At 67.0% G+C, this 24,372-nt stretch carries 18 protein-coding genes; 13 read left to right on the top strand and 5 right to left on the bottom strand.

Annotation, left to right across the window (positions count from 1 at the left end):
- Positions 1-283 precede the first annotated feature (283 nt).
- The gene (ade, locus tag EYB42_RS09440; RefSeq protein WP_135449845.1) at positions 284-1,984 is read right to left on the bottom strand and encodes an adenine deaminase; all 1,701 of its coding nucleotides are present in this window, start codon (positions 1,982-1,984) and stop codon (positions 284-286) included.
- Positions 1,985-2,059: 75 nt separating this feature from the next.
- Between ade and EYB42_RS09435 the strand changes: the two genes are divergently transcribed.
- Positions 2,060-2,980 (top strand): DMT family transporter, encoded by a 921-nt coding sequence (locus EYB42_RS09435; RefSeq protein ID WP_135449844.1) that lies wholly within the window; start codon positions 2,060-2,062, stop codon positions 2,978-2,980.
- A 78-nt stretch (positions 2,981-3,058) separates the two neighbouring features.
- Here the strand turns inward: EYB42_RS09435 and EYB42_RS09430 are convergent, their stop codons facing one another.
- Positions 3,059-4,207, bottom strand: a complete 1,149-nt coding sequence (locus EYB42_RS09430) for an ROK family transcriptional regulator (protein WP_135449880.1) — start codon at positions 4,205-4,207, stop codon at positions 3,059-3,061.
- Positions 4,208-4,501: 294 nt separating this feature from the next.
- Between EYB42_RS09430 and EYB42_RS09425 the strand changes: the two genes are divergently transcribed.
- The 11 genes from EYB42_RS09425 (at position 4,502) to EYB42_RS09375 (ending at position 17,527) form a co-directional block, all read left to right on the top strand.
- Positions 4,502-5,518, top strand: coding sequence for a sugar ABC transporter substrate-binding protein (locus EYB42_RS09425; RefSeq protein ID WP_135449843.1), 1,017 nt, complete (start codon positions 4,502-4,504; stop codon positions 5,516-5,518).
- Between the two features lie 124 nt (positions 5,519-5,642).
- A complete protein-coding gene (locus tag EYB42_RS09420) occupies positions 5,643-6,704 on the top strand; it encodes an ABC transporter permease (RefSeq protein WP_135449842.1) in 1,062 nt (353 codons plus the stop codon).
- A gap of 16 nt (positions 6,705-6,720) precedes the next feature.
- Complete coding sequence (locus tag EYB42_RS09415; protein WP_135449841.1) at positions 6,721-7,497, top strand: ATP-binding cassette domain-containing protein; 777 nt, start codon at positions 6,721-6,723, stop codon at positions 7,495-7,497.
- Between the two features lie 596 nt (positions 7,498-8,093).
- The gene (locus tag EYB42_RS09410; RefSeq protein ID WP_135449840.1) at positions 8,094-10,931 is read left to right on the top strand and encodes a monovalent cation/H+ antiporter subunit A; all 2,838 of its coding nucleotides are present in this window, start codon (positions 8,094-8,096) and stop codon (positions 10,929-10,931) included.
- Complete coding sequence (locus EYB42_RS09405) at positions 10,931-11,281, top strand: Na+/H+ antiporter subunit C (protein WP_135449839.1); 351 nt, start codon at positions 10,931-10,933, stop codon at positions 11,279-11,281. Before EYB42_RS09410 ends, EYB42_RS09405 begins: the two co-directional genes overlap by 1 nt.
- The gene (locus tag EYB42_RS09400; RefSeq protein ID WP_135449879.1) at positions 11,281-12,786 is read left to right on the top strand and encodes a monovalent cation/H+ antiporter subunit D; all 1,506 of its coding nucleotides are present in this window, start codon (positions 11,281-11,283) and stop codon (positions 12,784-12,786) included. The genes EYB42_RS09405 and EYB42_RS09400 overlap by 1 nt, the downstream gene beginning before the upstream one ends.
- Positions 12,787-12,789: 3 nt before the next feature.
- Entirely contained in the window at positions 12,790-13,281 is a 492-nt protein-coding gene (locus tag EYB42_RS09395) for a Na+/H+ antiporter subunit E (protein WP_135449838.1), read from the top strand.
- Complete coding sequence (locus tag EYB42_RS09390; RefSeq protein ID WP_200833899.1) at positions 13,278-13,550, top strand: K+/H+ antiporter subunit F; 273 nt, start codon at positions 13,278-13,280, stop codon at positions 13,548-13,550. The genes EYB42_RS09395 and EYB42_RS09390 overlap by 4 nt, the downstream gene beginning before the upstream one ends.
- On the top strand, positions 13,547-13,924 hold the full coding sequence (locus tag EYB42_RS09385) for a cation:proton antiporter (protein ID WP_135449837.1): 378 nt from the start codon (positions 13,547-13,549) through the stop codon (positions 13,922-13,924). The genes EYB42_RS09390 and EYB42_RS09385 overlap by 4 nt, the downstream gene beginning before the upstream one ends.
- A gap of 172 nt (positions 13,925-14,096) precedes the next feature.
- A complete protein-coding gene (gene deoC / locus EYB42_RS09380; RefSeq protein ID WP_135449836.1) occupies positions 14,097-15,086 on the top strand; it encodes a deoxyribose-phosphate aldolase in 990 nt (329 codons plus the stop codon).
- A gap of 101 nt (positions 15,087-15,187) precedes the next feature.
- Complete coding sequence (locus EYB42_RS09375) at positions 15,188-17,527, top strand: aldehyde dehydrogenase family protein (RefSeq protein ID WP_135449835.1); 2,340 nt, start codon at positions 15,188-15,190, stop codon at positions 17,525-17,527.
- A gap of 482 nt (positions 17,528-18,009) precedes the next feature.
- On the opposite strand, the gene EYB42_RS09370 is transcribed toward EYB42_RS09375, so the two are convergent.
- Positions 18,010-18,564, bottom strand: coding sequence for a YqgE/AlgH family protein (locus EYB42_RS09370; protein ID WP_135449877.1), 555 nt, complete (start codon positions 18,562-18,564; stop codon positions 18,010-18,012).
- Between the two features lie 100 nt (positions 18,565-18,664).
- Between EYB42_RS09370 and EYB42_RS09365 the strand changes: the two genes are divergently transcribed.
- Entirely contained in the window at positions 18,665-19,492 is an 828-nt protein-coding gene (locus tag EYB42_RS09365; RefSeq protein ID WP_240784056.1) for a protein-disulfide reductase DsbD domain-containing protein, read from the top strand.
- Here EYB42_RS09365 and EYB42_RS09360 read toward each other — a convergent pair.
- A complete protein-coding gene (locus EYB42_RS09360) occupies positions 19,470-22,844 on the bottom strand; it encodes an efflux RND transporter permease subunit (RefSeq protein ID WP_135449876.1) in 3,375 nt (1,124 codons plus the stop codon). The two genes, EYB42_RS09365 and EYB42_RS09360, sit on opposite strands and share 23 nt — an antisense overlap.
- A 1-nt stretch (position 22,845) precedes the next feature.
- Complete coding sequence (locus EYB42_RS09355) at positions 22,846-24,300, bottom strand: efflux RND transporter periplasmic adaptor subunit (protein WP_135449833.1); 1,455 nt, start codon at positions 24,298-24,300, stop codon at positions 22,846-22,848.
- Between the last annotated feature and the right edge of the window lie 72 nt (positions 24,301-24,372).

Genomic DNA, 24,372 nt, shown 5'->3' with positions numbered 1-24,372 from the left:
CGCAGGGGGTGCGGCATGGCCGCTACTGCGCGCCTGGCCGGACCAGGCCACGTTGACCCGTCGGCGGCGGCACGTTCCAAGGGGGTCGGCCAGAAATTCCCGCAACAGGGCCGAGCCGGGCAAGGTCGTTTCTCGCCCCGCTTTGCTACGGATCGGCCAGGCCCGTGGTGCCCGCGGCACGGCCCCGCATGGGCTGGCGTTCGCGCGGACCGGGCATAGACCACCACATCGGGTCAATCCGATCCCGGGTGCCGAACAGGGAACCAGCTTCAGATGCAACGGATCAGGGCATCACCTCGAACCGGTCCACATCCACCATCCCCTTGTCCGTGATCTTCAGATACGGGATCACTGGCAGGGCCAGGAAGGCCAGTTGCAGGAAAGGCTCGTCCAGCGTGACCCCTAGCGACCGCGCCGCCGCGCGCAGGGCGATCAGCTGCTCGCGCACCTCCTCGAAACTGCCAAGGCTCATCAGCCCCGCGACTGGCAGGGGCAGTTCGGCCAGAACCCGCCCGGCCTCGACCACGACAAAGCCGCCCTCGATCTCGCCCAGCCGGTTCGCGGCCAGAGCCATGTCGGCATGATCCACCCCGACCACGGCGATGTTGTGATGGTCGTGGCAGACGGTGGACCCGATCGCCCCTCGTTTCAGGCCGAAACCCCTGACGAACCCCGTCGCCCGGTTGCCGTTGACCCCGTGCCTCTCGATCACCGCGATCTTCACCAGGTCGCGGGCCAGGTCGGGCTGCTTGTCGCCGTCTTGCGGGGCGATGTCGAAGGTCAGGTGCTCGGTAATGATCTTGCCGGGCAGGATGCCGATCACTGGGGTCTCGACCCGGTTGCCGCCGGTGCGGAAGTGTTCTGGACGGACCGGGGGCGCCTTCACCGAATGCCGGGCAACGGGCGCTGTCGTTGCCCGTGCGGCAAAGGCCGCATCGTCGGCTACGACGCCCCCAGCCAGCACCAGGCTGGCATGGCAGCCCTCCAGACTGTCGATCACCGCGATGTCCGCCCGCTTTCCGGGCGCGATCAACCCACGGTCCTTCAGGCCGAACCCCTCGGCTGCGGAAAGGGATGCAGCCCGATAGACCGCGAGGGGCGGCGCCCCCAGCGCAATCGCAGTACGGATCATGTGGTCGAGATGCCCGTGCTCGGCGATGTCCAGCGGATTCCGGTCGTCGGTGCAGAAGGCGATGTAGGGCGAAAAGCGTTCGGTCAGCAGCCCGGCCAGCGCGTGCAGATCCTTCGAGACCGACCCCTCGCGGATCAGCACCCGCATCCCCTTGCGCAGCTTCTCCAGCCCTTCGTCGCAGGTGGTCGCCTCGTGCTCTGTGCGGATTCCGGCGGCGATGTAGCCGTTCAGGTCGTGGCCGCGCAGCAGGGGGGCGTGCCCGTCGATGTGGCGCCCCTGGAAGGCCTGAAGCTTCTCCAGACACCCCGGATCCTTCATCAGAACGCCCGGATAGTTCATGAACTCGGCCAACCCGATCACCTTGGGGTGGTCCATGAACGGCACCAGATCGGCCGCGGCAAGCCGCGCACCGGTTGTCTCCATGTGGGTCGAGGGCACGCAGGAAGATAGCTGAACCCGCAGGTCCATCACCAGCTGCACCGCCGAATCAAGGAAATAGCGGATGCCTTCCACCCCGCAGACATTGGCGATCTCGTGCGGGTCGCAGATCGCCGTGGTCACGCCCCGCGGGGTCACGCAGCGGTCGAACTCGTGCGGTGTCACAAGGCTTGATTCGACATGTAGATGTGTGTCTATGAAGCCCGGGACCAGCACCCGGCCTGCCACGTCGATCTCGCGTCGGCCGCTGTAGCTGCCGAAGACGCCAACGATCGTATCGCCGCAGATCGCCACGTCGCTTTCGACAAGATCGCCGGTGATCAGGTCGAAGACGCGACCACCCTTCAGCACCAGATCGGCGGGCATGACACCCCGGCCCTGATCAATTCTGTCGGAAAGCGGCGCTTTGGGCATGGCATTCTCCTTTCCGATCAGGGAACCTGAAACCGCCTGCGGCGTAAAGATGCCGCGACCTGCCCGGACCTTCCCATGCGCCCGTTGCGCGGAATTGCCCTGAAACTCGCCTCTGTCCTGGTCTTCATCGTCATGGCCTCGATGATCAAGGCCACTGCGCCGCATGTTCCCGCCGGGCAGTCGGTGTTCTTCCGCTCGCTCTTCGCGATCCCCGTGATCGTCGCATGGCTGGCCTGGCGGCGGAAACTGGCCACGGGGTTGAAGACGGCCAATCCGATGGGCCACCTGTGGCGCGGGATCGTGGGCACGCTGGCCATGGGCCTGGGCTTTGCGGGCCTTGGCTACCTGCCGCTGCCCGAGGTCACCGCCATCGGCTATGCCGCGCCGCTTCTTACCGTGATCTTCGCCGCGATGTTTTTGGGCGAGGAGGTGCGGGCCTTCCGCATCTCGGCGGTGGTTCTGGGCATGACGGGCGTGCTGATCGTGCTTGCACCCCGCCTGTCGCTGACCCCCGATGCCGCCGGCATGGCCGAGGCCTTCGGGGCCATGCTGGTGCTTGGCGGTGCGGTCTTTGCCGCTTTGGCACAGGTCTTCGTGCGCCGACTGGTACAGACCGAGGCGACGGCGGCCATCGTCTTCTACTTCTCGCTGACCGCCACCGCGCTGTCGCTGGTCACCCTGCCCTTCGGCTGGGTCTGGCCGACCCCGCTTGAGGCCACGCTGCTGGCGGGCGCGGGGCTTCTGGGCGGATTGGGCCAGATCCTGCTTACCTCAAGCTACCGCGAGGCCGACGCCTCGCTGGTTGCCCCCTTCGACTATGCCTCCATGCTGTTCGCGCTGGCGATCGGGTATTTCATCTTTGCCGAAGTGCCCACCCTGGCGATGCTGGGCGGTGCGGCGCTGATCGTGACCGCCGGAATCCTGATCATCCGGCGCGAACGCAAGCTGGGCCTGGAACGCGCGCGACAGCGGAAGGCGATGACGCCGCAGGGCTGAGAGGCCGCTTGTTCCGCGCATTCGACGTGTTCTCTCCGGGCGCGCGGCAAGGGAATGAAATGCCACGATGGCCAGTTCCTAGGCCTCGCGCACCGTAGCATTCTGATCGATCAGATAGCGCTGCGCCAGCGGGATCGCCGCAGCCCCCAGGGCCCTGGCTTCGGCCCCGACCGTGCCTTCCCGGATCACGGGTGGCTCGATCCCGGACAGGTCCAGGCGGTAGAAGGCAGCTTCCGTCCGCCGCACCACCTCGGCCCGGACGGATACGGGCATCCAGCCGTCGATAAGCACCGCCTGCATCTCCAGCAGCGTGGCGGCGCTGAGGATCGCGCTCGCCAGCCCCTCGGCCGCGCTGGTCATCCACTGGTCTAGCACATCTTCCGGCACCTCCCAGTGGTCGGGCCGTTCCCACAGCTGTTCGGCATCGCCGCCCGCTGCCTCGATCGCCCGCGCCAGAACCGACAGCGAGGCCATGGTCATCAGCCGCCGCATCCGGCCGTCCGGGCCCGGAACCGGCATCGGGCCCACGCCCGCGGCATTTCCGAACTGGCCGGTGAAAAGCTGGCCGTTCAGCACCAACCCGCCGCCGATGAAGTAGCCGAAGTAGAAATACAGGAAATCCTTGGACTTTTCGCCGGTTCCGAACACCAGTTCCGCCCCGCAGGCCGCAGTCGCGTCATTCTGGACAAAGACCGGCAGGCCCGACAGGGCCGCCAGTTCAGCCTGGATGTCGCGCTCGCGCCAGGCGTCCATCTCGGATTGCGGGGCGCCGATCTCCTGCACCCAGGACCAGAGCTGGAAGGGCATCGCCACGCCCAGCCCGCCCACACGGTCGCGGCGGTTGGCCGGCAGCGTCGCAATCAGGGCCGGCAGGGCCTCGGCAACAAAGGCAAGCACCGCGTCGGGCGTGGGATAACGGTAGATGCGCCGCCGTGCCCCCCGCACCCGGCCAAGGAAATCGACCAGCGCCAGATCAGCCGAGCGGCGCCCGATCTTCAGCCCCAGGAAGAAGGCTCCATCCGAATTCAGCGACATCGGCACCGAGGGCTGGCCGATCCGCCCCCGGATCGGCTCGCCGCGCACAAGAAGCCCGTCCTGTTCCAGCGAGCGCATGATCACGCCGATCGTCTGCGCCGAAAGCCCGGTCATCCGCGCGATGTCGGATTTCGCAAGTGCCCCGTGCTGACGCACCAGGCTGAGGACCAGCCTTTCGTTCCAGGCCCGCATCCCCGACTGGTTCGACCCGCGCGGCCCCGCGGCCTCGGGGCCCAGGCGGGTCTCAGGGCGGGCATCGGCGCTGGGATCGACAAGAAGTCGCAAGGGACAGGCTCTGCTAGCGAAGGCGGACCCTTTGCAGAGTGCTTAGGAAAAAGGCACTCTGTCAATAATAATTCAGAGTGATTTAATTATCTTGACGCAAGGAAGGGAATCGGCTTTCCTCGGCTGCGGCGCAGGACAGGCAACAGCCTGCGCGAAAGTTCGCTGCAGGGGCGCAAGGCCCCGATCCTTGGGAGGAACCACATGAAAACGATCACCAAAGCCCTTCTGGGCGCCGGTGCCCTTGCCCTGTCGGCAGGCATCGCTTCGGCCGAGACCTCGGCCTGCCTGATCACCAAGACCGACACCAACCCGTTCTTCGTGAAGATGAAGGAAGGCGCAGAGGCGAAGGCGGCCGAACTGGGCATCACCCTGAAAGCCTATGCCGGCAAGGTGGACGGTGACCATGACAGCCAGGTTGCCGCCATCGAAAGCTGCATCGCCGATGGCGCCAAGGGCATCCTGATTGCCGCCTCCGACACCAAGGCCATCGTCGGCCCGCTTGCCAAGGCGCGCGAGGCGGGGCTTCTGGTCATCGCGCTGGACACGCCGCTTGACCCGGCGGACGCTGCGGATGCGACCTTTGCCACCGACAACCTCGAAGCCGGCCGCCTGATCGGCGCCTGGGCCGCCGCGACGCTGGGTGACAGGGCGAAGGACGCCCGCATCGCCTTCCTGAACCTTACCCCGTCCGAACCCACCGTGGACGTGCTGCGCAACCAGGGCTTCATGATGGGCTTCGGCATCGATGTGAAGGATCCCAACGACATCGGCGACGAGGATGACCCGCGCATCGTCGGCCATGACGTGACCAACGGCAACGAGGAAGGCGGCCGCAAGGCGATGGAAAACCTTCTTCAGAAGGATCCGGGCATCAACGTCGTCCATACCATCAACGAACCCGCCGCCGTGGGTGCCTATCAGGCGCTGAAGGCCGTGGGTCTGGAAGGCCAGGTGCTGATCGTCTCGGTCGATGGCGGCTGCCCGGGCGTGGCGGCGGTGAAGGATGGCGTGATCGGCGCCACCTCGCAGCAGTATCCGCTGCAAATGGCCGCGCTGGGTGTCGAAGCCATCGCCAAGTTCGCCGCCGACGGCACCAAGCCGGAGCCGACCCCCGGCAAGGCCTTCTTTGACACCGGCGTGGCCCTGGTGACCGACAAGCCGGTGGAGGGCGTTCCCTCGATCGACACGACCAAGGGCACCGAACTCTGCTGGGGCTGAGCATCGCCCGACGCATCGCCCGCCGCTGACGGCGGACCGGGAAAGGGCGGCCAACGTGCCGCCCTTTCTTCAAGACACAGGTTGAGGCAGGATCGTTTCACGCCTTAGGGGAGGGGAAAAGGGCATGAGCCAGACACAGGATTTCGAAAGCGCCGCCAGAGAGGCCGATCAGACCGTGGCGCATTTCGAGGAACGCAAGTCACCGCTGGCGCGGTTGCAGCATGTGTTGCATTCGAATCCGGCGCTGGTGCCCCTGATCGTTCTGGTGGCGCTGATCGCCTTTTTCGGCATCTTCGCTGGCGAACGCTTCTTCCGCGCCTACACCCTGACGCTTGTGCTGCAGCAGGTGGCCGTCGTCGGTATCCTGGCTGCGGCACAGACGCTGGTGGTGCTGACTGCGGGCATCGACCTCGCCATTGGTGTCGTGATGGTGTTTTCCTTCGTCATCATGGGCAACATGGTGGTCAGCTACGGCATGCCCGCAGGCGTGGCGCTGCTTGCGGGATTCCTGGTCGCGGCCGGCTGCGGACTGGTGAACGGCCTGCTCGTCTCGCGCCTGAAGCTGCCGCCCTTCATCGTGACGCTCGGCACCTGGAACATCGTGATGGCGATCTGCCTGATCTACTCCCAGAATGCCACGATGCGCGAGGCCGACGTGACCGCCGCAACCCAGTGGCTGCATGTCTTTGCCATCAACTTCCGTGTAGGCCCTGCGGTGGTGACGCTGGGCGTCATCGCAATGATCCTGCTGTACATCGGGCTGTGGTTCATGCTGAACCATACCGCCTTCGGCCGCCACATCTATGCCGTAGGCGATGACCCCGACGCCGCCGAACTGGCCGGCATCAGCACCAAGAAGGTTCTGGTCGCCGTCTATACCCTTGCCGGCGTGATCGCCGGGCTTGCGGCCTGGGTCTCCATCGGCCGCAACGGCTCGATCTCGCCCTCGACGGTGGTCACGGACTTCAACCTTCAGGCCATCACCGCAACGGTGATCGGCGGCATCTCGCTTTTCGGCGGGCGCGGCTCGATCCTGGGGGTGCTGTTCGGAACGCTGATCGTCGGCATCATGTCGATGGGGCTGAACATGATGAACGCGGACCCGCAGTGGAAGGTGCTGCTGACCGGCATGCTGATCATCGGCGCCGTCGCAGTGGATCAGTGGATCCGCAAGGTTTCGGCCTGAGGGGAAGGAGAAAGCCATGGAACCCATCCTGACCGCACGCGGCCTGGTCAAGCGCTACGGCAAGGTTACCGCGCTGGACCACTGCGACTTCGACCTGATGCCGGGCGAGATCCTCGCCGTGATCGGCGACAACGGCGCAGGGAAATCGACGCTGATCAAGGCGATCTCGGGCGCCGTGATCCCGGACGAAGGCGAAATCCGCCTCGAAGGTCAGCCCGTCCATTTCCGCACCCCGATCGAGGCGCGGCAGGCGGGGATCGAAACGGTCTACCAGACGCTGGCGATGTCACCCGCGCTTTCGATCGCCGACAACATGTTCATGGGGCGCGAGATCCGCAAGCCAGGGTTCATGGGCAAGGTCTTCCGCCAGCTCGACAAGCCGAAGATGCAGGCCTTCGCGCGCCAGAAGCTGAACGAACTCGGACTGATGACGATCCAGAACATCAACCAGGCGGTCGAGACGCTGTCGGGCGGGCAGCGCCAGGGGGTGGCGGTAGCCCGCGCCGCCGCCTTCGGCTCCAAGGTGGTGATCCTCGACGAACCGACCGCAGCGCTGGGGGTGAAGGAAAGCCGCCGGGTGCTGGACCTGATCCGCGACGTTCGCGCGCGCGGCATTCCGATCATCCTGATCAGCCACAACATGCCCCATGTGTTCGAGGTCGCCGACCGGATCCACATCCACCGCCTCGGCCGCAGGCTCTGCGTCATCAGGCCATCGGATTACACGATGTCGGATGCGGTGGCCTTCATGACCGGGGCAAAACTGCCCGAAGGCGTGACCGAGGCCGCCTGACCCCGGCAGGCGCCACTTCACAGGCGGCGGCCAAATTGCGCGGCTGTCGCCGCAGGCCTTTGCGGCCACCTGAGCGCGCAAGGACCGCTTGTCCCTGAGTCCGTCGGTTGCCCGATCCCCTGTGCAGCCGCCGTTCCGGGCCCGACCGCAGGACGCCTACGGCGGGAGTATTGGGCAAGCAGCAAGTCAGGGGGCCAGGTTGCGCGCCCCACTCGACGAGACGGCGATCTTCAGGGCATGGTGTCCCACGCCGGGCGGGGCGCGACTTGCTCCTTGCGGTCATCGGGACTCCTCCCTGTACCGCGCGTCGATCCTGCCCGATTCGGGGTCAAGCAAGTCCCAATGGACTTGCTTCTTGCCCAATACTCCCGCCGGAGGCGAACACGCCCGTCGCCCGCGCCCGCCATGCCAAGCCGGGACGCGGCAGCGCTGTCCGCAGTGGCTCGATGCCCCAAGGACGGCATCCCTTTCGGAAAAACCACCGAATCCGGGGCCTCAGGCCTTGAAACCCTTGACGAAAGGCCCACATCGCCCGAAACCCGCCGCGACGCAACCAGCGCACCAGAACGCCAAGCCACGACGAGGAACGCCCCCGCATGTCCCTAGCCCTGATCGCAGCCCTGCCCTTCCTGGGCGCGCTGCTGCCCGGCCTGATGATCCGCGCGGGCCGCGACGCCTGCGCCGCCATGACCGGATCGGTCACGCTGCTTGCGCTTGTCCTGCTGGGCCTGCATGCCCCGGCCGTCCTGTCGGGCGAAGTTGTGCAGACCCGCATCGAATGGCTGCCCGCACTGGGCCTGAACGCGACATTCTTCCTGGACGGGCTGGGCCTTCTTTTCGCCGGGCTGATCCTCGGGATCGGCCTTCTCATCATCCTCTACGCCCGCTTCTACCTGGCGAAGTCCGACCCGATGGGGCAATTCTACACCTATCTCATGCTCTTCCAGGGCGCGATGGTGGGGATCGTCCTCTCGGACAACATCCTGCTGCTGCTGATCTTCTGGGAGCTGACCTCGCTCTCCTCCTTCCTGCTGATCGGCTACTGGAAGCACCTGCCCGAGGGCCGCCAGGGTGCGCGGATGGCGCTGGCCGTCACCGGCGGCGGGGGCCTCGCCATGATCGCCGGCATGCTGATCCTCGGCAATATCGCGGGCAGCTATGATCTGACGGTGATCCTCCAGCACAAGGACGCGATCCAAGCCTCGGACTGGTATCTGCCCGCGCTGATCCTGATCCTTCTCGGTGCCTTCACCAAGTCGGCGCAGTTCCCCTTCCACTTCTGGCTGCCCCATGCCATGGCCGCGCCGACCCCGGTCTCGGCCTATCTGCATTCGGCGACCATGGTGAAGGCGGGGCTGTTCCTGATGGCGCGGATGTGGCCGGTGCTGGCCGGCACGCCGGAATGGTTCTGGATCGTCTCGACGGCGGGCCTTGTCACCATGGTCATGGCCGCCAAGATCGCCTTCTTCAAGGACGACCTGAAGGCGCTTCTCGCCTTCTCGACCGTCAGTCACCTCGGCCTCATCACCATGCTCCTCGGCTTCGGGACGAAGGCCGCAGCGACCGTCGCCGTCTTCCACATCATCAATCACGCCACCTTCAAGGCCGCGCTCTTCATGACGGCCGGGATCGTGGATCACGAGGCGCATACCCGCGACCTGAAGCGCCTCGGAGGCTTGCGCACGCTGATGCCGATCACCTTCGGCATCGCCCTGCTGGCGAGCCTCTCCATGGCCGGCATCCCGCCGCTAAACGGTTTCCTGTCCAAGGAACTGATGCTTGAGGAAGCCGCCCACACCACCTGGATCACCCCCTGGGCGATGGGCGTCCTGGCCACGATCGGCGCACTGTTCTCGGTCGCCTATTCCTTCCGCTTCCTCGCCCACGGCTTCCTTGGCCCGGTGCGCAGCGACTATCCGCACAAGCCCCACGACCCCGGCCCCGCCCTCTGGGGCGCGCCTGCTGCCCTGGCCCTGCTGGTCGTCGTCATCGGCCTCTTTCCCATGGCCTCGGTCGCCTGGCTTGTGAACGCGGCTGCCTCTGCCGTCACCGGCGAGGCTGTCGCAGTGAAGATCTATCACTGGCATGGGCTGGAAGCCGTGGCATTGTGGATGTCGATCGCGGCCGTCGGTGGTGGCCTTGCCATGCTTGGAGCCTATCCTCGACTTCGGGCGATCTGGGACGCCGCCCCCCGCCCCGAGGCGAAGCACATCTTCGACGGCATCATCGGGTCACTCGCCGCGACCGCCCGTGCAAGCAACGATGCGCTGCACAACAGTTCTCTCTCCCGCGCCATCGCCGTTGCGGTCCTGGCCATCGCCGGGGCTGCGGCCTTGGCGTTCTCGGGCGGGATGCACCTGCCCGGATCGCGCGATCTGATGCCCGTTCCGCCACTGGTCGCAGTGATCTGGGCCGTGATGCTGCTGGCGGCCGTCGCCGTGCCCTTCCTGCACCGCGAGCGGGTGGTGGCCCTGATCCTGGTCGGGGTCGTGGGTCTGCTGATCGCACCGTTCTTCGTGCTGATGTCGGCCCCGGACCTGGCGCTGACCCAGCTGTCGGTCGAGGTGGTGACGATCCTTCTGATGCTGCTCGCACTGAACTTCCTGCCAAAGACCACGCCCGTCGAAAGCCCAGCGTCCCGGCGTCTGTTCGATGCCGGCATCGCGGGCATCGCGGGCACCGGCATCGGCTGGCTTGCCTGGGAAATGATGACACGCACCGCCGCGTTCGAGCCGATCTCGCATTTCCATCTGGCCCAGTCGAAACCTGGCGCGGGCGGCACCAACGTGGTCAACACCATCCTCGTGGACTTCCGCGGCTACGATACCTTCGGAGAGATCATCGTGCTGGGCATTGCGGCGCTGGCAATCTATGCGCTGTCGGAAAACCTGCTGCGCAGCCCAGCCGTCACCCGGCGCCTGGGCCTGATGCGCCCCGAACGAGAGGCCGGCGACCGCCATCCGATGATGCTGGTCGTCTCGACCCGCCTCCTGCTGCCCATGGCGATGATGGTCGGCGTCTACATCTACCTGCGTGGCCACAACATGCCAGGCGGCGGTTTTGTCTCGGGCCTTGTCTTCGCCATCGCTTATCTGATGCAGTACATGGCGTCGGGCTATGGCTGGAGCCATGCGCGCCAGCGTTACGATCACCATGTGCTGATCGGCTGGGGCGTGCTGATCGCAACGCTCTCGGGTGCAGGGGCATGGCTTTTCGGACTGCCCTTCCTGACCTCGGGCTTCGAGTATGTCCACCTCTGGCCGCTGGAGGAATTCGAACTGGCCACAGCAGCGATCTTCGACCTTGGCGTGTTCCTCTGCGTCCTGGGTGCGGTTCTGCTGGCGCTGGCTTCGCTGTCGCGGCTGGCGTTGCGCGCGGGCGAGGTGGTGAACACCCGTGCCTATGACATCGAAAACCCCGGGGAGGCCCGCTGATGGAAGCCCTTGTCGCAATCGCCATCGGAGTGCTGACGGCTGTCGGTCTGTACCTGACGCTGCGCCTGCGCACCTTTCCGGTGATCCTGGGCCTGACCATGCTGAGCTATGCGGTGAACATCTTCCTGTTCACCTCGGGTCGGCTGACGCAGAACCGGGCACCGATCATCGGCACAGGCGAAACCTATGCCGATCCCCTGCCGCAGGCGCTGGTGCTGACCGCCATCGTCATCTCGTTCGGGATGACGGCCGTCATCATGATCATGGCCATCGGCGGTTTTCTCGAATCCGGCCATGACCGTGTGAACATGGCGGAAGGCAACGACGAAGCGGCGGAGGATCGGGCATGATGGGTCACTGGATCATCGCCCCAGTCGTCCTGCCCGCATTCATCGCCGGCCTGATGGTCGTAGCCATGCGCAACGACCTGCTGCTCAAGCGCGTCGCGGGCGTGACCTCGATCGTGCTTCTGAACGCCATCGCGCTGGCGCTTCTCTGGTCGGCCTCGACCCACGGGCCGCAGGTCTATTTCCTGGGCGACTGGCCCGCGCCCTTCGGGATCGTGCTGGTGCTTGACAGGCTTTCCGCGATGATGGTGACGCTGCTGGCCGCGCTGGCCCTGCCGGTGGTGCTTTACGCCATCGGCTCGGGCTGGGACGCGAAGGGCGCGCATTTCCATCCGCTCCTGCAGTTCCTCCTGATGGGGATCGGCGGGGCCTTTCTGACCGGCGACGCCTTCAACCTGTTCGTCTTCTTCGAGATCCTGCTCATTGCCTCCTACGGGCTGATGATCCACGGCGGCGGGTCCGAACGCACCCGGGCCGGCATCCAGTATGTCGCCTTCAACCTTATCGGCTCGTCGCTGTTCCTGTTTGCGCTGGCCCTGACCTACAGCGTCACAGGCACGCTGAACATCGCCGACCTGGCTGCCAAGCTGCCCAGCCTGCCCGAAGGCGACGCGGCCCTGCTGCGGGTGACGGCGGTCCTTCTGATCCTCGTCTTCGCGATCAAGGGCGCGCTGGTGCCCTTGCAGTTCTGGCTGCCAGGCACCTATGCCAATGCGCCCGGGGTCGTCGCCGCCATGTTCGCGGTGATGACCAAGGTCGGCGCCTATGCCACGCTGCGCTTCGGCGCGATGGTCTTTCCGCCTGACCTGCCCGCGACCGGGATGCTGCTGCACGCTCTGATCCTGCCGGCGGGCCTTGTCACCCTTGTGGTCGGCGCCGTGGGGGTTCTCGGTGCAACCACGCTGCCGCGCCTCGTGGCCTTCGGCGGCATCGCCTCGATGGGCACAGCCTTCACCGCCATCGGTGCCTTCACCCCGGCCACGACCAGCGCGGCGCTTTACTACATCCTGCATTCCACGCTTGCGACCGCAGCGATGTTCCTGGTAGCCGACCTCGTGACCCGCCGACGCACTCATGCCCGGCTGAACGAGACCGCGCCCCCCATCGCGCAATCCGGCCTGATTTCGGCGCTTTTCATGGCCGCCGCGATTGCCATGGCCGGGATGCCGCCGCTTTCGGGCTTTCTCGGCAAGCTGCTGATCCTGGACGCCTTCCGCGGACAAGAGGCGCTGGTCTGGACAGTGGTGCTGGTCTCCTCGTTCCTGATGATCCTGGGCTATGCCCGCGCAGGCTCCACCCTCTTCTGGAAGGCGAGCGCGCTTGAGGCACAGCCGGAAGAGCCGCGCGCCGAAGGCCTGGCCTACACCGCCACGATCACGCTGCTGGTGGGCCTGGCCGCGCTGACCGTGCTTGCCGGGCCCGTCACCGGTTGGCTCGACGAAACGACCGGCAACCTCTATGCGCCGCAAGGCTACATCGCCGCTGCGCGGCTGGGCCAAGGGGGTTAAGCCATGCTGAAACGCCTGTTCCCGCACCCCTACCTGTCGCTCACGCTGATTGCACTGTGGTTCATGCTGGTGAACCAGTGGAAGCTGGGAAGTCTGGTGATGGCGATCATCCTGGCCACGATCCTGCCGCTGATGACCTCGGCCTGGTGGCCTGACCGTGCACGGGTCCGGCATCCTTTGCGACTGCTGGGCTATACCGCTCTGGTCTTCTGGGACATCATCGTTGCCAATTTTCAGGTCGCCTATGTCATCCTCTTCATACCGCGCGACAAGGTGCAGTCGCGCTGGCTGACCGTGCCGCTCGACCTGAAATCGCCCGAGGCAATCAGCCTTCTTGCCGGCACCATCACCATGACCCCCGGCACGCTGTCCTCGGACATGTCGGCCTGCGGCCGCGCGCTTCTGGTCCACGCGCTGCACGCCCCCGACCCCGACTCCGTCCGCGACCAGATCAAGTCCCGCTACGAGGCCCGCCTGAAAAGGATTTTCGAATGATCCTCGGTTACGCCCTGACCTTCATGTTCGCCTGCATCGCGCTGGCCTTCGTGCTGAACATCTGGCGGCTCTTCACCGCGCCCACCCTGACCGACCGGATCGTGACGCTGGACACCATGGCGATCAACGCCCTCGCCCTCGTGGTCCTCTACGGGATCCGCGCCGGGACCGGGCTTTATCTGGAAGTCTCAGTTCTCCTGGCGCTGACCGGCTTCCTCGGCACCGTCGCCTACTGCAAGTTCCTCCTGCGGGGGAGCATCATCGAATGACCCCTCTTCTACAAACCGCCGTCGAACTGATCGTCGCCGCGGGCCTCGTCGGCGGCGGCTTCTTCGCGCTGGTCGGCTCCTGGGGCCTGATCCGCCTGCCCCGCCCGATGCAGCGCCTGCATGCGCCGACCAAGGCCACGACGATCGGCGTGGGGGCGGCGCTCCTTGCCTCCTCGATCGGCGACCTGCCGCAGGGCGGCACCATCAGCATCCAGGAATGGCTCATCACCCTGTTCCTCCTGCTGACCGCGCCGATCTCGGCCCTGTTTCTCGCCAAGACCCTGATCCTGCGCGGCGAGGCGGACCCCGACATCCCCGACAGCGGCACCGGCCAGCCCTGGGCCACCCTGGGCCAGGAACGGCCCGACCCCTGATTTTTTGACCATCCGGTCAGAAATCAGCCAGCCCGGCCCTTGCCACTCAAGGGTTTCGCATGTCATCGTCCGCACAGGACCGCGTGCACCGCCTCGCGCCTCCCTCCCCCCTCCGTGGGGGAGGGATGGGGTGGGGGGGGGCACCGCGGGCACTGCGATGGATCCAGAGACGATGACAACCCTCTCCACCACGGCGACCGGCCTCCTGCCCCAGGTGACCCATCCCCGCAATCCGGGCATGGCGCTCGATCTCGACTGGGTGGCCTCGGTCCAGGCCAACACCTCGGCCATCGAGCGCCGCGCCGCCACGCTGCCCGGCCGGCGGTCGGTCAAGAAGGAGTATCAGGCGGCCTGGCTTCTGAAGGCGATCAGCCTGATCGACCTCACCACCCTGTCCGGCGACGACACGCCGGGCCGCGTCCAGCGTCTGTGCGCCAAGGCCCGCCAGCCGGTCGCGCCCTGGATGCTCGATAAACTCGGTATGCCCGGCCTGACGGTCGGCGCGGTATGCGTCTATCACGAGATGGTGGAAACCGCCGTCCGGGCGCTGGAAGGCACCAACATCCCCGTCGCCGCCGTCTCGACCGGCTTTCCGGCGGGCCTCTCGCCCTACCGCTTGCGCATCGCCGAGATCGGCGATAGCGTGAAGGCGGGCGCGAGGGAAATCGACATCGTCATTTCACGCCGGCACGTCCTGACCCAGAACTGGCAGGCGCTTTACGACGAGATGCGCGACATGCGCGAGGCCTGCGGCGATGCCCATGTCAAGGCCATCCTCGCCACCGGAGAGCTCGGCACGCTGCGCAACGTCGCCCGCGCGAGCCTCGTCTGCATGATGGGCGGGGCCGATTTCATCAAGACCTCGACCGGGAAAGAGGCCGTCAACGCCACCCTGCCCGTCTCGCTGACCATGATCCGGGCCATCCGCGACTACGAGGCGCGGACCGGCTACAAGGTCGGCTACAAGCCGGCGGGCGGGATCGCCAAGGCCAAGGACGCGCTGGTCTATCTCACGCTGATGAAGGACGAACTCGGCCATCCCTGGCTGCAACCCGACCTCTTCCGCTTCGGGGCCTCCAGCCTTCTGGGCGACATCGAGCGCCAGCTCGAACACCACCTCACCGGCCACTACTCCGCCGCCAACCGCCACGCGATGGGCTGACATGCCCACCCCGCACGCCGCCCGACACCTCGCGCCTCCCTCCCCACAACGTGGGGGAGGGGTGGGGTGGGGGGCGCGCTGCCAGCCATCCTGAGGACCCCATGACCATCAAGGAAATCTTCGACAGCATGGCCTACGGCCCCGCCCCCGAGTCCGCCGCCGAGGCGCTGGCCTGGATCGCCCGCCACGAGGACCGGTTCGGCCATTACATCGACGGCGCCTTCACCGCGCCAGGCGAGACCTTCACCACCTCGAACCCCGCCACCGGCAAACCCCTCGCCCAGATCACCCAAGGCACCGCCGAGGACGTGGCAAACGCGGTAAAAGCCGCCCGCCGGGCGCAACCGAAATGGGCCGCCCTCCCCGCCTTCCGCCGCGCGGAATACCTCTATGCCCTCGCCCGCCTCGTCCAAAAACACTCCCGCCTCTTCGCCACGCTCGAAACCCTCGACAACGGCAAGCCGATCCGCGAGAGCCGTGACATCGACATCCCCCTCGTCGCCCGCCATTTCTCCTACCACGCGGGCCTTGCCCAGCTCCTCCCCTCCGAACACCCCGATATGCGCCCCCTCGGCGTCTGCGGCGCCGTGATCCCCTGGAACTTCCCCCTCCTGATGCTCGCCTGGAAGGTCGCCCCCGCGCTCGCCGCCGGGAACACCATCGTCCTAAAGCCCGCCGAATACACCCCCCTCACCGCCCTCCTCTTCGCCGACATCTCCCGCGAGGCGGGCCTGCCCAGGGGCGTCCTCAACATCGTCACCGGCGACGGCAGCACCGGGGCCGCCCTCGTCGACGCCGAAGTCGACAAGATCGCCTTCACCGGCTCCACCTCGGTCGGCAAACGCATCCGCGAGGCCACTGCCGGCACCGGCAAGGCCCTCACCTTGGAACTCGGCGGCAAATCCCCCTATATCGTCTTCGACGACGCCGACCTCGACTCGGCCGTCGAGGGCCTCGTGGACGCCATCTGGTTCAACCAGGGCCAGGTCTGCTGCGCCGGCTCCCGCCTCCTCGTCCAGGAAGGCATCGCCCCCCGCTTCCACGACAAGCTCAAACGCCGCATGGACGGGCTGCGCATCGGCGATCCCCTCGACAAGTGCATCGACATCGGCGCGGTGGTCGATCCGGTCCAGCTCGACACCATCACCCGCCTCGTGCGCGACAACCCCGAGGGCGAGCACTACGTCGCCGCCACGCCCCTGCCTGCGCAGGGCTGCTTCTATCCGCCGACCCTCATCACCGGCCTCGGCACCGCCTCGCCGCTGATGCAGGAGGAAATCTTCGGCCCCGTCCTCGTCTCGATGACCTTCCGCACGCCCGAGGAAGCCGTGGCGCTGGCCAACAACACCCGCTACGGCCTCGCCGCCACCGTGTGGACGGAAAACATCAATCTCGCCCTCGACGTGGCCCCCAAACTGAAAGCCGGGGTCGTCTGGATCAACGCCACCAACCTCTTCGACGCGGCCGCAGGTTTCGGCGGGGTGCGCGAGTCGGGCTTCGGCCGGGAAGGCGGGTGGGAGGGGCTGATGGCCTATCTGAAACCCGCCCGGAAACCCGCCGCGTTGAAGCCTGCCGCCCCAATTCCTGCACCGGCGGAACCCGTGGTCGATCCGCTCGACCGCACGGCGAAACTCTACATCGGCGGCAAACAGGCCCGCCCCGACTCCGGCTACTCGCAGCCCGTCTACGGCCCCAGGGGCAAACTCCTTGGCCACGTCGGCATCGGCAACCGCAAGGACATCAGGAACGCGGTCGAGGCCGCCCACGCCGCCAAAGGCTGGGCGAAGACAACGGCCTACAACCGCGCCCAGGTCCTTTACTTCATTGCCGAGAACCTCTCTGCAAGGCACGCCGAATTCGCCGCCCGCCTGCGCGATCAGACCGGCCGGCCCGGCGAGGCCGAGGTGGATGCCTCCATCCAGCGCCTGTTCACCTATGCCGCCTGGGCCGACAAATACGACGGTGCGGCAAAGTCGGTGCCGATCCGCGGCATTGCCCTTGCGATGAACGAACCCGTCGGCGTGATCGGCGCCCTCCTCCCCGACGAAGCCCCCCTCCTCGGCCTCGTCTCGGTCATGGCCCCCGCCATCGCGATGGGAAACACGGTGGTCCTCGTCCCCGGCCAACGCCCCCTGTCGGCCACCGACTTCTACCAGGTGCTCGACACCTCGGACGTGCCGGGCGGGGTGGTGAACATCGTCACCGGCCCGGCCGAGGATCTGGCGCGGACGCTTGCTGGCCATCTTGACGTGGATGCGGTCTGGAGCTTCTCCTCCCACCCCCTCTCCGCCCTCATCGAGCGCGAAGCCGCAGGCAACCTCAAACGCACCTGGGTCAACCACGGCCGCGCGCGGAACTGGACGGGAGCAGAGGGCGAAGGCCGGGCGTTCCTGTCCCAGGCGACGGAGGTCAAGACGGTCTGGGTTCCGTATGGGGAGTGAGGGCGACACCATCATCGCTATCGTAGGGTGCTGTCGCACGCCCTGCGATCCGTTCACTCCTGCTTGCGACATAACGTGACAGGCAAGTTGTTCGCAAGGTTGCGGTTCACGGCCTCTGCTGGGGCATCGTTAGCCTTCCGAAACAACTCAATCACGTGGCAGTTTTTTGGCTTTCCTGGCGTTCATCTTGGCTGCCGTCTGGTTGGATCAGCTTTGGCCAACAGCCGGGAAAGAAGCCCTCAGATCCCGGGCAAAGCGTCGCAAGTCGCCGTAGGGTGCGCTACAGCGCACCGCACCGGCCAATCAGACGCGATTCGCCTCCCAAGGTTAACGCCCCACCCGCCCCCCAGCCCCACCCGCCCGCAAACCATCGGGACAGATGCTCGACACATGCCAGAGGGATGGCAGACCGTTAACCTCCCGGAAATCCCCCGGATTAACCCAGCGTTCCCAACCGCTTACCGAGTTCCTTGCGGCCCCCGTCAGGCCCGCCCCGCCGCCGCACTCAGGGTCAAGGGATCAATCCCCATCCCCCGCAGCGCCGCCGACCACTTGGCCCCGTCATCCGCCGCGAAGACCAGCCCCTCCGCCGCGGGGCAGGTCAGCCAGTCGTTCCGGGCGATCTCTGCCTCCAGCTGACCCGGTCCCCAGCCGGAATAGCCCAGCGCCAGAAGCGCCTTGCCCGGCCCCCGGCCCTGCGCCAGTGCCTGCAGGATATCGAGCGTTGCGGTCATGCCATAGCCGCCCGGCACCGAAAGCGTCGCAGGGCCCGGCTCCCAGTCGGGCGTGTGCAGGACGAACCCCCGCCCGCGCTCGACCGGACCGCCCAGGTGCACGCGGATGTCACGGCCATCCGGGGCCATGGGAATCTGCAGATGCTCAAGAAGGCCCGCGAACGTTAGGTCTTGCAGGGGCTTGTTCACGATCAGCCCCATCGACCCCTCTGCCGAATGGGCACAGATCAGGATCACGCTGCGATCAAAGCGCGGGTCGGCCATGCCCGGCATGGCAATCAGGATCTGTCCCGCAAGGTCCATTTGTTCACCCATGCTCTCAACATGGACCCGGCGGGCCGGGGGCTCAAGCCCCCGATGCAGGGAAACCACGCTCACGCCCTGTCGCCGCAAAGTGATTTCCATGCCCCGATCCAGCGCTTATCTTCGCGCCATGACCCGACTTTGCCTTGCCCTCGTCCTGGCGCTGACCACCGCCCCCGCCCTTGCCACGACGCAGGAGGATGTACTTTCGGCCCGGCTGCGCACCGGCTGGCAGATGGAGGGCGGACGGCACATGGCGGCGCTGGATCTGTCCATGGCGCCGGGGTGGAAGACCTACTGGCGCAGCCCGGGGGATGCAGGCATCCCGCCGGCATTCGACTGGTCGGGTTCGCGGAACGTGCGGTCGGTACGCATTCACTGGCCCGCGCCTAGCGTGTTCGAACTGAACGGGATGCAGACCATCGGCTACCACAAGCAGCTGATCCTGCCGCTCGAAGTGACGCCCATCGATCCGGCGCAGCCGGTCAGCCTGGCGGTCAAGGTCGATCTAGGCGTCTGCGACAAGATCTGCCTGCCGGCAACATTCGCGCTGCAGTCCGGTCTGACTGCGCCGGGGGCGCCCGACCCGGGGATCACGGCAGCGCTGGCGAACCGGGCAGCCACCGCCGGTGAGGCAGGCGTGACCCATGTCGGCTGCACCATCGACCCGATTGCCGACGGATTGCGCCTCACGGCACGGCTGCGCCTGCCCGATCCGGGCGTGCCCGAGGTGGTGGCCTTCGAAACGGCAGATCCCGAGGTCTGGGTGGCCGAGGCCACCACGACCCGCCAGGGGCACGACCTTGTGGCGGTCACGGAACTGGTTCCGCCGCAGGGCGCTCCTTTCGCGCTGGATCGGTCCGGCGTGACCGTGACGATCCTTGCCGCCGGCAAGGCTGTCGAGATCAGCGGCTGCCCCGCCCCCTGACCTGAACCGGCGCACGCATCTGCGCCAGGGCCAGCCCCGCCGCGACAAGCCACACCAGCAGCGCCGCCGCCAGGAAAAGGCCCACGGCGACAGGGCCGGCCGGCATCTGGGCAAGGCCGGGGGCAAGCGCGATCAGCCATCCCGGCAGCGCGCCGGTCAGCGCGACCCATAGCGGCAAGGCCAGTGCCAACAGCCCCATTACCCCCGCGGCCACGCCGAAGGTGGGACGAAGGCCACCCGCCCGCAGCGCCCGGCGCAAGGTGGCGAAGGCGCGGGAAATATCGGCCTGCGCCGCCATCAGCGCGGGCACCACCACAAGAACCAGGATCATCCCGAAGCCCAGCCCGAAGACCAGCGTGACGACCGTCGGCTTCAGGAACTCGGCCTGCGAGCTGCGTTCGTACAGCAGCGGCATCAGACCAAGCACCGTTGTTGCCGTGGTCAGCAGAACCGGGCGGAAGCGGTCGGCCACCCCGTCAATGATTGCAGCGCGAAGGGTGCGGGTCCGGGCATACTGGTCGATGGTGTTGATCAGCACGATGGAATCATTGATGATGATCCCGGCCATCCCGATCAGCCCGACGATCGAGAACATCGACAGAGGCATCCCCCAGACCCAATGGCCGAAGATCGCGCCGACCAGGCCGAAGGGGATGACCGACATCACCACCAGGGGCCGCGTCCAGTGCGCAAAAATCCAGGCCAAGGTCAGGTAGATGCCCACAAGGCACAGCACCAGCCCGAGCGCCGCACCGCTAAGAAACGCGCGCTCGTCGCGGGCCTGGCCCGAAAGCTCCCAGGTCAGGCCGTAGTCCTCGGCGATGCGGGGCAGGATTTCCTCGCGCAGCGCGCGTTGAACCTCGGTGGCGCGCGCCGGATCGTCCTCGGCCAGGCTGCCCGAGACCGTGACGGTGCGCAGGCCGTTCTCGCGCCGGACGGTCGAGAACCCGGCCTGGCGTTCGACGCTGACCACATCGGCCAACGGCACATAGACACCCGGACCGGTGCGGATCAGGTTGCGATCCAGGAAATCCGCCGTCAGTTCGCTTTCGGGCAGTTCCACCCGGATCGAAGCCTGACGCGGCCCCTCGGGGAAGGTTGCAGCCTCGATCCCGCCCAGACTGTTGCGCAGATGGCGGGCAAGCGCGGCGGTATCCAGACCCAGGCTTTCACCCTGGGGGGTCAGGGTCAGGATCAGCTCTTCCTTGTCGTAGGCCAGCGTGTCCTCAAGCCCTGAAACCTCTGGGTAGGGTGCAAGAGCGGTCTTTAGCGCCTCGGCCGCCGCCTTCAGCGTCTCGGCTTCGCCTCCGTAAAGATCAACCGACAGCGAGGCACCGCCGGGGCCGAAGAAGGCGTTGCGGAAGCTCAGTTCCTCCAGCAGCGGATGCGGCACAACCTCCTCCTGAAGCGCATTCAGGAAGGTCGAGGTCGGATAGGGCCGCAGGTCGGGGCTGATCAGCTCCATCGAGATCGAGCCCAGAAGGTCAGGCGACTTCGTTTCGGCCGAGGCCAGGCTGCGACCGATCGCACCGCCCACCTCGGCAAGCACGAAGGTTGCCGGGTTCATCCCGTATTCCGCCTCGAACCGCGCGGTGACCGCATCCGCCGCGCGCTGCAATTCGCGCATCATCGCCAGCGTATCGTCGCGCGTGGCGCCCGGCAGCATGGCGAAGGATCCGGTGACCGAGGCCTGTTCCGGCGGGGCGAAAAAGCGGAACTGCACCTCGCCGCGCAGAAACAGCGCTGCCTGCACGGCCAGGGCCAGCAGCGCCGCCGCCAGCACCGGATAGCGCGCCATAATGACAAGGCGCGTCGCAGGGCGCACGACCCGGACCCCGAACCACGCCATGCCGCGGTTCACCTGGCGCGAGGGCCAGTCATACCAGCGGTCCTGGCCGATGTGCGTCAGAGAATGCTTCAGGTGGTTCGGCAGGATCAGGAAGCACTCGATCAGCGAGGCGATCAGGACGATGCTGACCGTGATCGGAATCGCCATGATCATCTCGCCGAAGCGGCCGCCCACGGCCAGAAGGCCAAGGAAGGCGATGATCGTGGTCAGGGACGAGGCTATGACCGGCGCCGCCATCCAGCGGGCGGCATTCTCGGCCGCCATCGCCGGTGGCTCGCCCAGTCTGCGCACACGGAAATCGGCATGTTCGCCCACCACGATGGCATCATCGATGACGATACCCAGCATGATGATCAACGCGAACAGCGAGATCATGTTCAACGTCAGCCCCATGACATGCATGCCGGCCAGCGCCGCAATCATCGCCACCGGGATACCGGCTGCCACCCAGAAGGCGATGCGCGCGTTCAGGAACAGAAACAGAAGTATCAGTACCAGCGCCAGTCCGGTCAGACCGTTGTCGATCAAGAGCAGCAACCGGTCGCTGATCTGCTCGGCGCGGGTTCGGACCAGTTCCACCGTGACCCCCGGCGGTAGACCAAGCTGCATCTCCTGGGCGACCTCGGCAACGACGGCCTGCATGCGGATCGCATCGCCATCGCTGGCCCGGTCCACCCGGATCGTCATGGCCGGGTTCTCGCCCACGAAGGCCGCACGCCCCGAATTGGCGGCATTGCTTCGCACCGAGGCCACGTCTCCGACGGTCAGCGTTGCCCCGTCGGCAGACGAACGCAGCACGATGGCCGAAATCTCGGCCACGCTGCGCCGCTCGGTTCCCGTACGCAGCCGCGCGGCCTCGCCCAGCTCTCCAGCCGGGGTCTGCGCGGTGGTCGCGCCGATCGCCGCTGCGATGTCGGCCATGGTCAGATCGTGCTGCATGAGCGTGGCCGACGCGACCTCGACCACGATCTCTGCCGCGGCAAGGCCCGAGATCGTCGCCCGGGTGATGCCCTCCGCGAAAAGCCGTGCGGTGAATTCGTCGGCAAAGCGGGCAAGCTGATCGACGCCGACCGGGCCCGAGATCAGCACATCCGTCACCCGGTCGCGCCAGGCTGACGATGCGACAATCGGTTCGTCTGCGCCGTCCGGCAAGGTCGTGACGCTGTCGACGGCGGATTGCACCTCTTCCTCGGCGCGGGTCAGGCTGTAGTTCGGCTCGAACTCCAGCGTGACGACCGCCCGCCCCTCGCTGGCCCGGGAACTGACTGAGGCCACGCCGTCCAGCGTCTGCAGCGCGGGCTCCAGAACCTGAACGATGGCGCGGTCCACATCCTCGGCACCTGCACCGTCCCAGGGAACGGTCACGCTGACCTCGTTCACCACCACGTCCGGGAAATACTGCGCCCGCATCGTCACGGCCGAAGCCAAGCCCGCGACCAGCATCAGCACCATAAGCAGGTTGGCGATGGTGCGGTGGCGGGTGAAATAGCCGATCAGGTCCATCTCATCCGTCCGCCCGGCCTTCCAGCCGGTCAACAACCTGCAAAGGCACCGCCGGGGCCTGCAACTGTTGCAGCAGAAGCGCGCGTCCCTCGGGGCTGAGGCTTGTGTCGGCCTCGACAAGGGCGACCAGCTGGGCCCGGCGTTCGGGGGTCAGCGGAACCATCGCATCCGACGACTGGGGGCGAATCGGACGGATGCGGATGCCCTCGCCCAGAAGCGCCGAGCGTTCGGCCACGATCTCGCGGCCCGCCAGCGCCCCGACCCGCAGGATGACGTCGTCGCCCTGGCGCCGCAGCACCTCGACGGCGACCTCCTGCAAGCGGTCTTCGGGTCCAAGTGCCAGCACCGTGCCCTGACGACCGACCGCCGTTGCCGGCACCTGCGCCACATCGGTCAGGGGCGGCTCGGAAATGGCAACCGAGACGAAATCCCCGGGCTTCACCAGTTCCCGCCCCCGCGGCAGGGCATCCAGCGCAATATAGACAAGGCGTCCGGTCTGACCTGCGCCAACGGCCGGGCCCACGCGGTCAAGCCGGCCCGTCAGCGCCTCCAGACCCGGGGCCCCTTCCAGCCGCACATCGGCGGCCGCCGGCCGCAGAGCGCCCGCCTGATCCAGCAGCAGCGCGAACTGCGCCGTGGACAGGCGCACCACCACGTCGAGCACCGCAGGGTCGATGATCCGGCCCAGCACCTCGTTCGCAGTCACCACGGCACCGGGAACAAGGCCTACCCCGTCCACCAGGCCGCCGATCCCGGCGTGAATCTCGGTCTCTGCCAGGGCCCGCTCTGCCTCGCCCAGCGCGATCCGGGCCCGGGTCACGGCAACAGCTGTCTGATCGACCCGCGCCCGCGCGGAAGCCAGCGCCTGCTTGCGCGACAGCACCGCCTGTTCGGCCGCCGACACGGCCAGCTCTGCCGTCTCGACCGCCTGCGGCGAACCTGCGCCACGCGCAGCGATCTCTTCCTGCCGTGCCAGTGCCTGACGGCGCAGGGCAAGCTGCGCCTCGGCCGCAGCCAGATCCTCGATCAAAAGCCCTGCCGCCGCCTCGGCCTCGGCCGCCGACGCCTCGGCCTCGGCCAGGTTGGCCCGGGCCAGGGCCAGGGCCTCCTCGGCAGGCACCGGGTCCAGACGGACCAGAAGTGCGCCCGCCTCCACGCTGCCGCCGTTTCGGAAGCTGTCGGCCACCCAGACCACCGTTCCCGACTGCCGGGTGCGGATGTCGAGCGTCCGCCGCGCCTCGACCCTGCCGTAGGCGACCAGCTTCGGGGCGATCTCAGACGGGGCAAGGGTCAGGACATTCGCCGCCACCACCCGCTCCTGCGCGGGGCGGGCCGGGCCACCGGGGGCAAGGCTTTGGCGGACCGCATTGCCAAGCGTGATCGCTGCCAGCCCCAAGAGCGCCAGCGTCACCGCCAGCAGCAGAAGACCTAGAAGGCTTCGTCCGACAAATCGCATGCCTGCCCCGTGTTTGCCGCGCAAAGACTAGCGCATCGGACCCCAACCGCCAGTGCGGAAGGTCCAACCTAC

Origin of the sequence: Tabrizicola caldifontis (assembly GCF_004762095.1) — a bacterium.
GTDB classification, from domain to species: Bacteria; Pseudomonadota; Alphaproteobacteria; order Rhodobacterales; family Rhodobacteraceae; genus Tabrizicola; species Tabrizicola caldifontis.
The sequence above is the reverse complement of the archived record's forward strand: the minus strand, read 5'-3'. Positions and strand labels throughout refer to the sequence as shown.

Coding starts and splice junctions, on each gene's coding strand:
- EYB42_RS09405 (WP_135449839.1), top strand. CDS start 10,931: ATGGAAGCCCTTGTCGCAATCGCCATCGGAGTGCTGACGGCTGTCGGT.
- EYB42_RS09410 (WP_135449840.1), top strand. CDS start 8,094: ATGTCCCTAGCCCTGATCGCAGCCCTGCCCTTCCTGGGCGCGCTGCTG.
- EYB42_RS09430 (WP_135449880.1), bottom strand. CDS start 4,207: ATGCGGGCCTGGAACGAAAGGCTGGTCCTCAGCCTGGTGCGTCAGCAC.
- EYB42_RS09415 (WP_135449841.1), top strand. CDS start 6,721: ATGGAACCCATCCTGACCGCACGCGGCCTGGTCAAGCGCTACGGCAAG.
- EYB42_RS09355 (WP_135449833.1), bottom strand. CDS start 24,300: ATGCGATTTGTCGGACGAAGCCTTCTAGGTCTTCTGCTGCTGGCGGTG.
- EYB42_RS09390 (WP_200833899.1), top strand. CDS start 13,278: ATGATCCTCGGTTACGCCCTGACCTTCATGTTCGCCTGCATCGCGCTG.
- EYB42_RS09360 (WP_135449876.1), bottom strand. CDS start 22,844: ATGGACCTGATCGGCTATTTCACCCGCCACCGCACCATCGCCAACCTG.
- EYB42_RS09400 (WP_135449879.1), top strand. CDS start 11,281: ATGGGTCACTGGATCATCGCCCCAGTCGTCCTGCCCGCATTCATCGCC.
- EYB42_RS09395 (WP_135449838.1), top strand. CDS start 12,790: ATGCTGAAACGCCTGTTCCCGCACCCCTACCTGTCGCTCACGCTGATT.
- EYB42_RS09375 (WP_135449835.1), top strand. CDS start 15,188: ATGACCATCAAGGAAATCTTCGACAGCATGGCCTACGGCCCCGCCCCC.
- EYB42_RS09385 (WP_135449837.1), top strand. CDS start 13,547: ATGACCCCTCTTCTACAAACCGCCGTCGAACTGATCGTCGCCGCGGGC.
- EYB42_RS09435 (WP_135449844.1), top strand. CDS start 2,060: ATGCGCCCGTTGCGCGGAATTGCCCTGAAACTCGCCTCTGTCCTGGTC.
- EYB42_RS09420 (WP_135449842.1), top strand. CDS start 5,643: ATGAGCCAGACACAGGATTTCGAAAGCGCCGCCAGAGAGGCCGATCAG.
- EYB42_RS09370 (WP_135449877.1), bottom strand. CDS start 18,564: ATGGACCTTGCGGGACAGATCCTGATTGCCATGCCGGGCATGGCCGAC.
- EYB42_RS09425 (WP_135449843.1), top strand. CDS start 4,502: ATGAAAACGATCACCAAAGCCCTTCTGGGCGCCGGTGCCCTTGCCCTG.
- deoC (WP_135449836.1), top strand. CDS start 14,097: ATGACAACCCTCTCCACCACGGCGACCGGCCTCCTGCCCCAGGTGACC.
- EYB42_RS09365 (WP_240784056.1), top strand. CDS start 18,665: ATGCCCCGATCCAGCGCTTATCTTCGCGCCATGACCCGACTTTGCCTT.
- ade (WP_135449845.1), bottom strand. CDS start 1,984: ATGCCCAAAGCGCCGCTTTCCGACAGAATTGATCAGGGCCGGGGTGTC.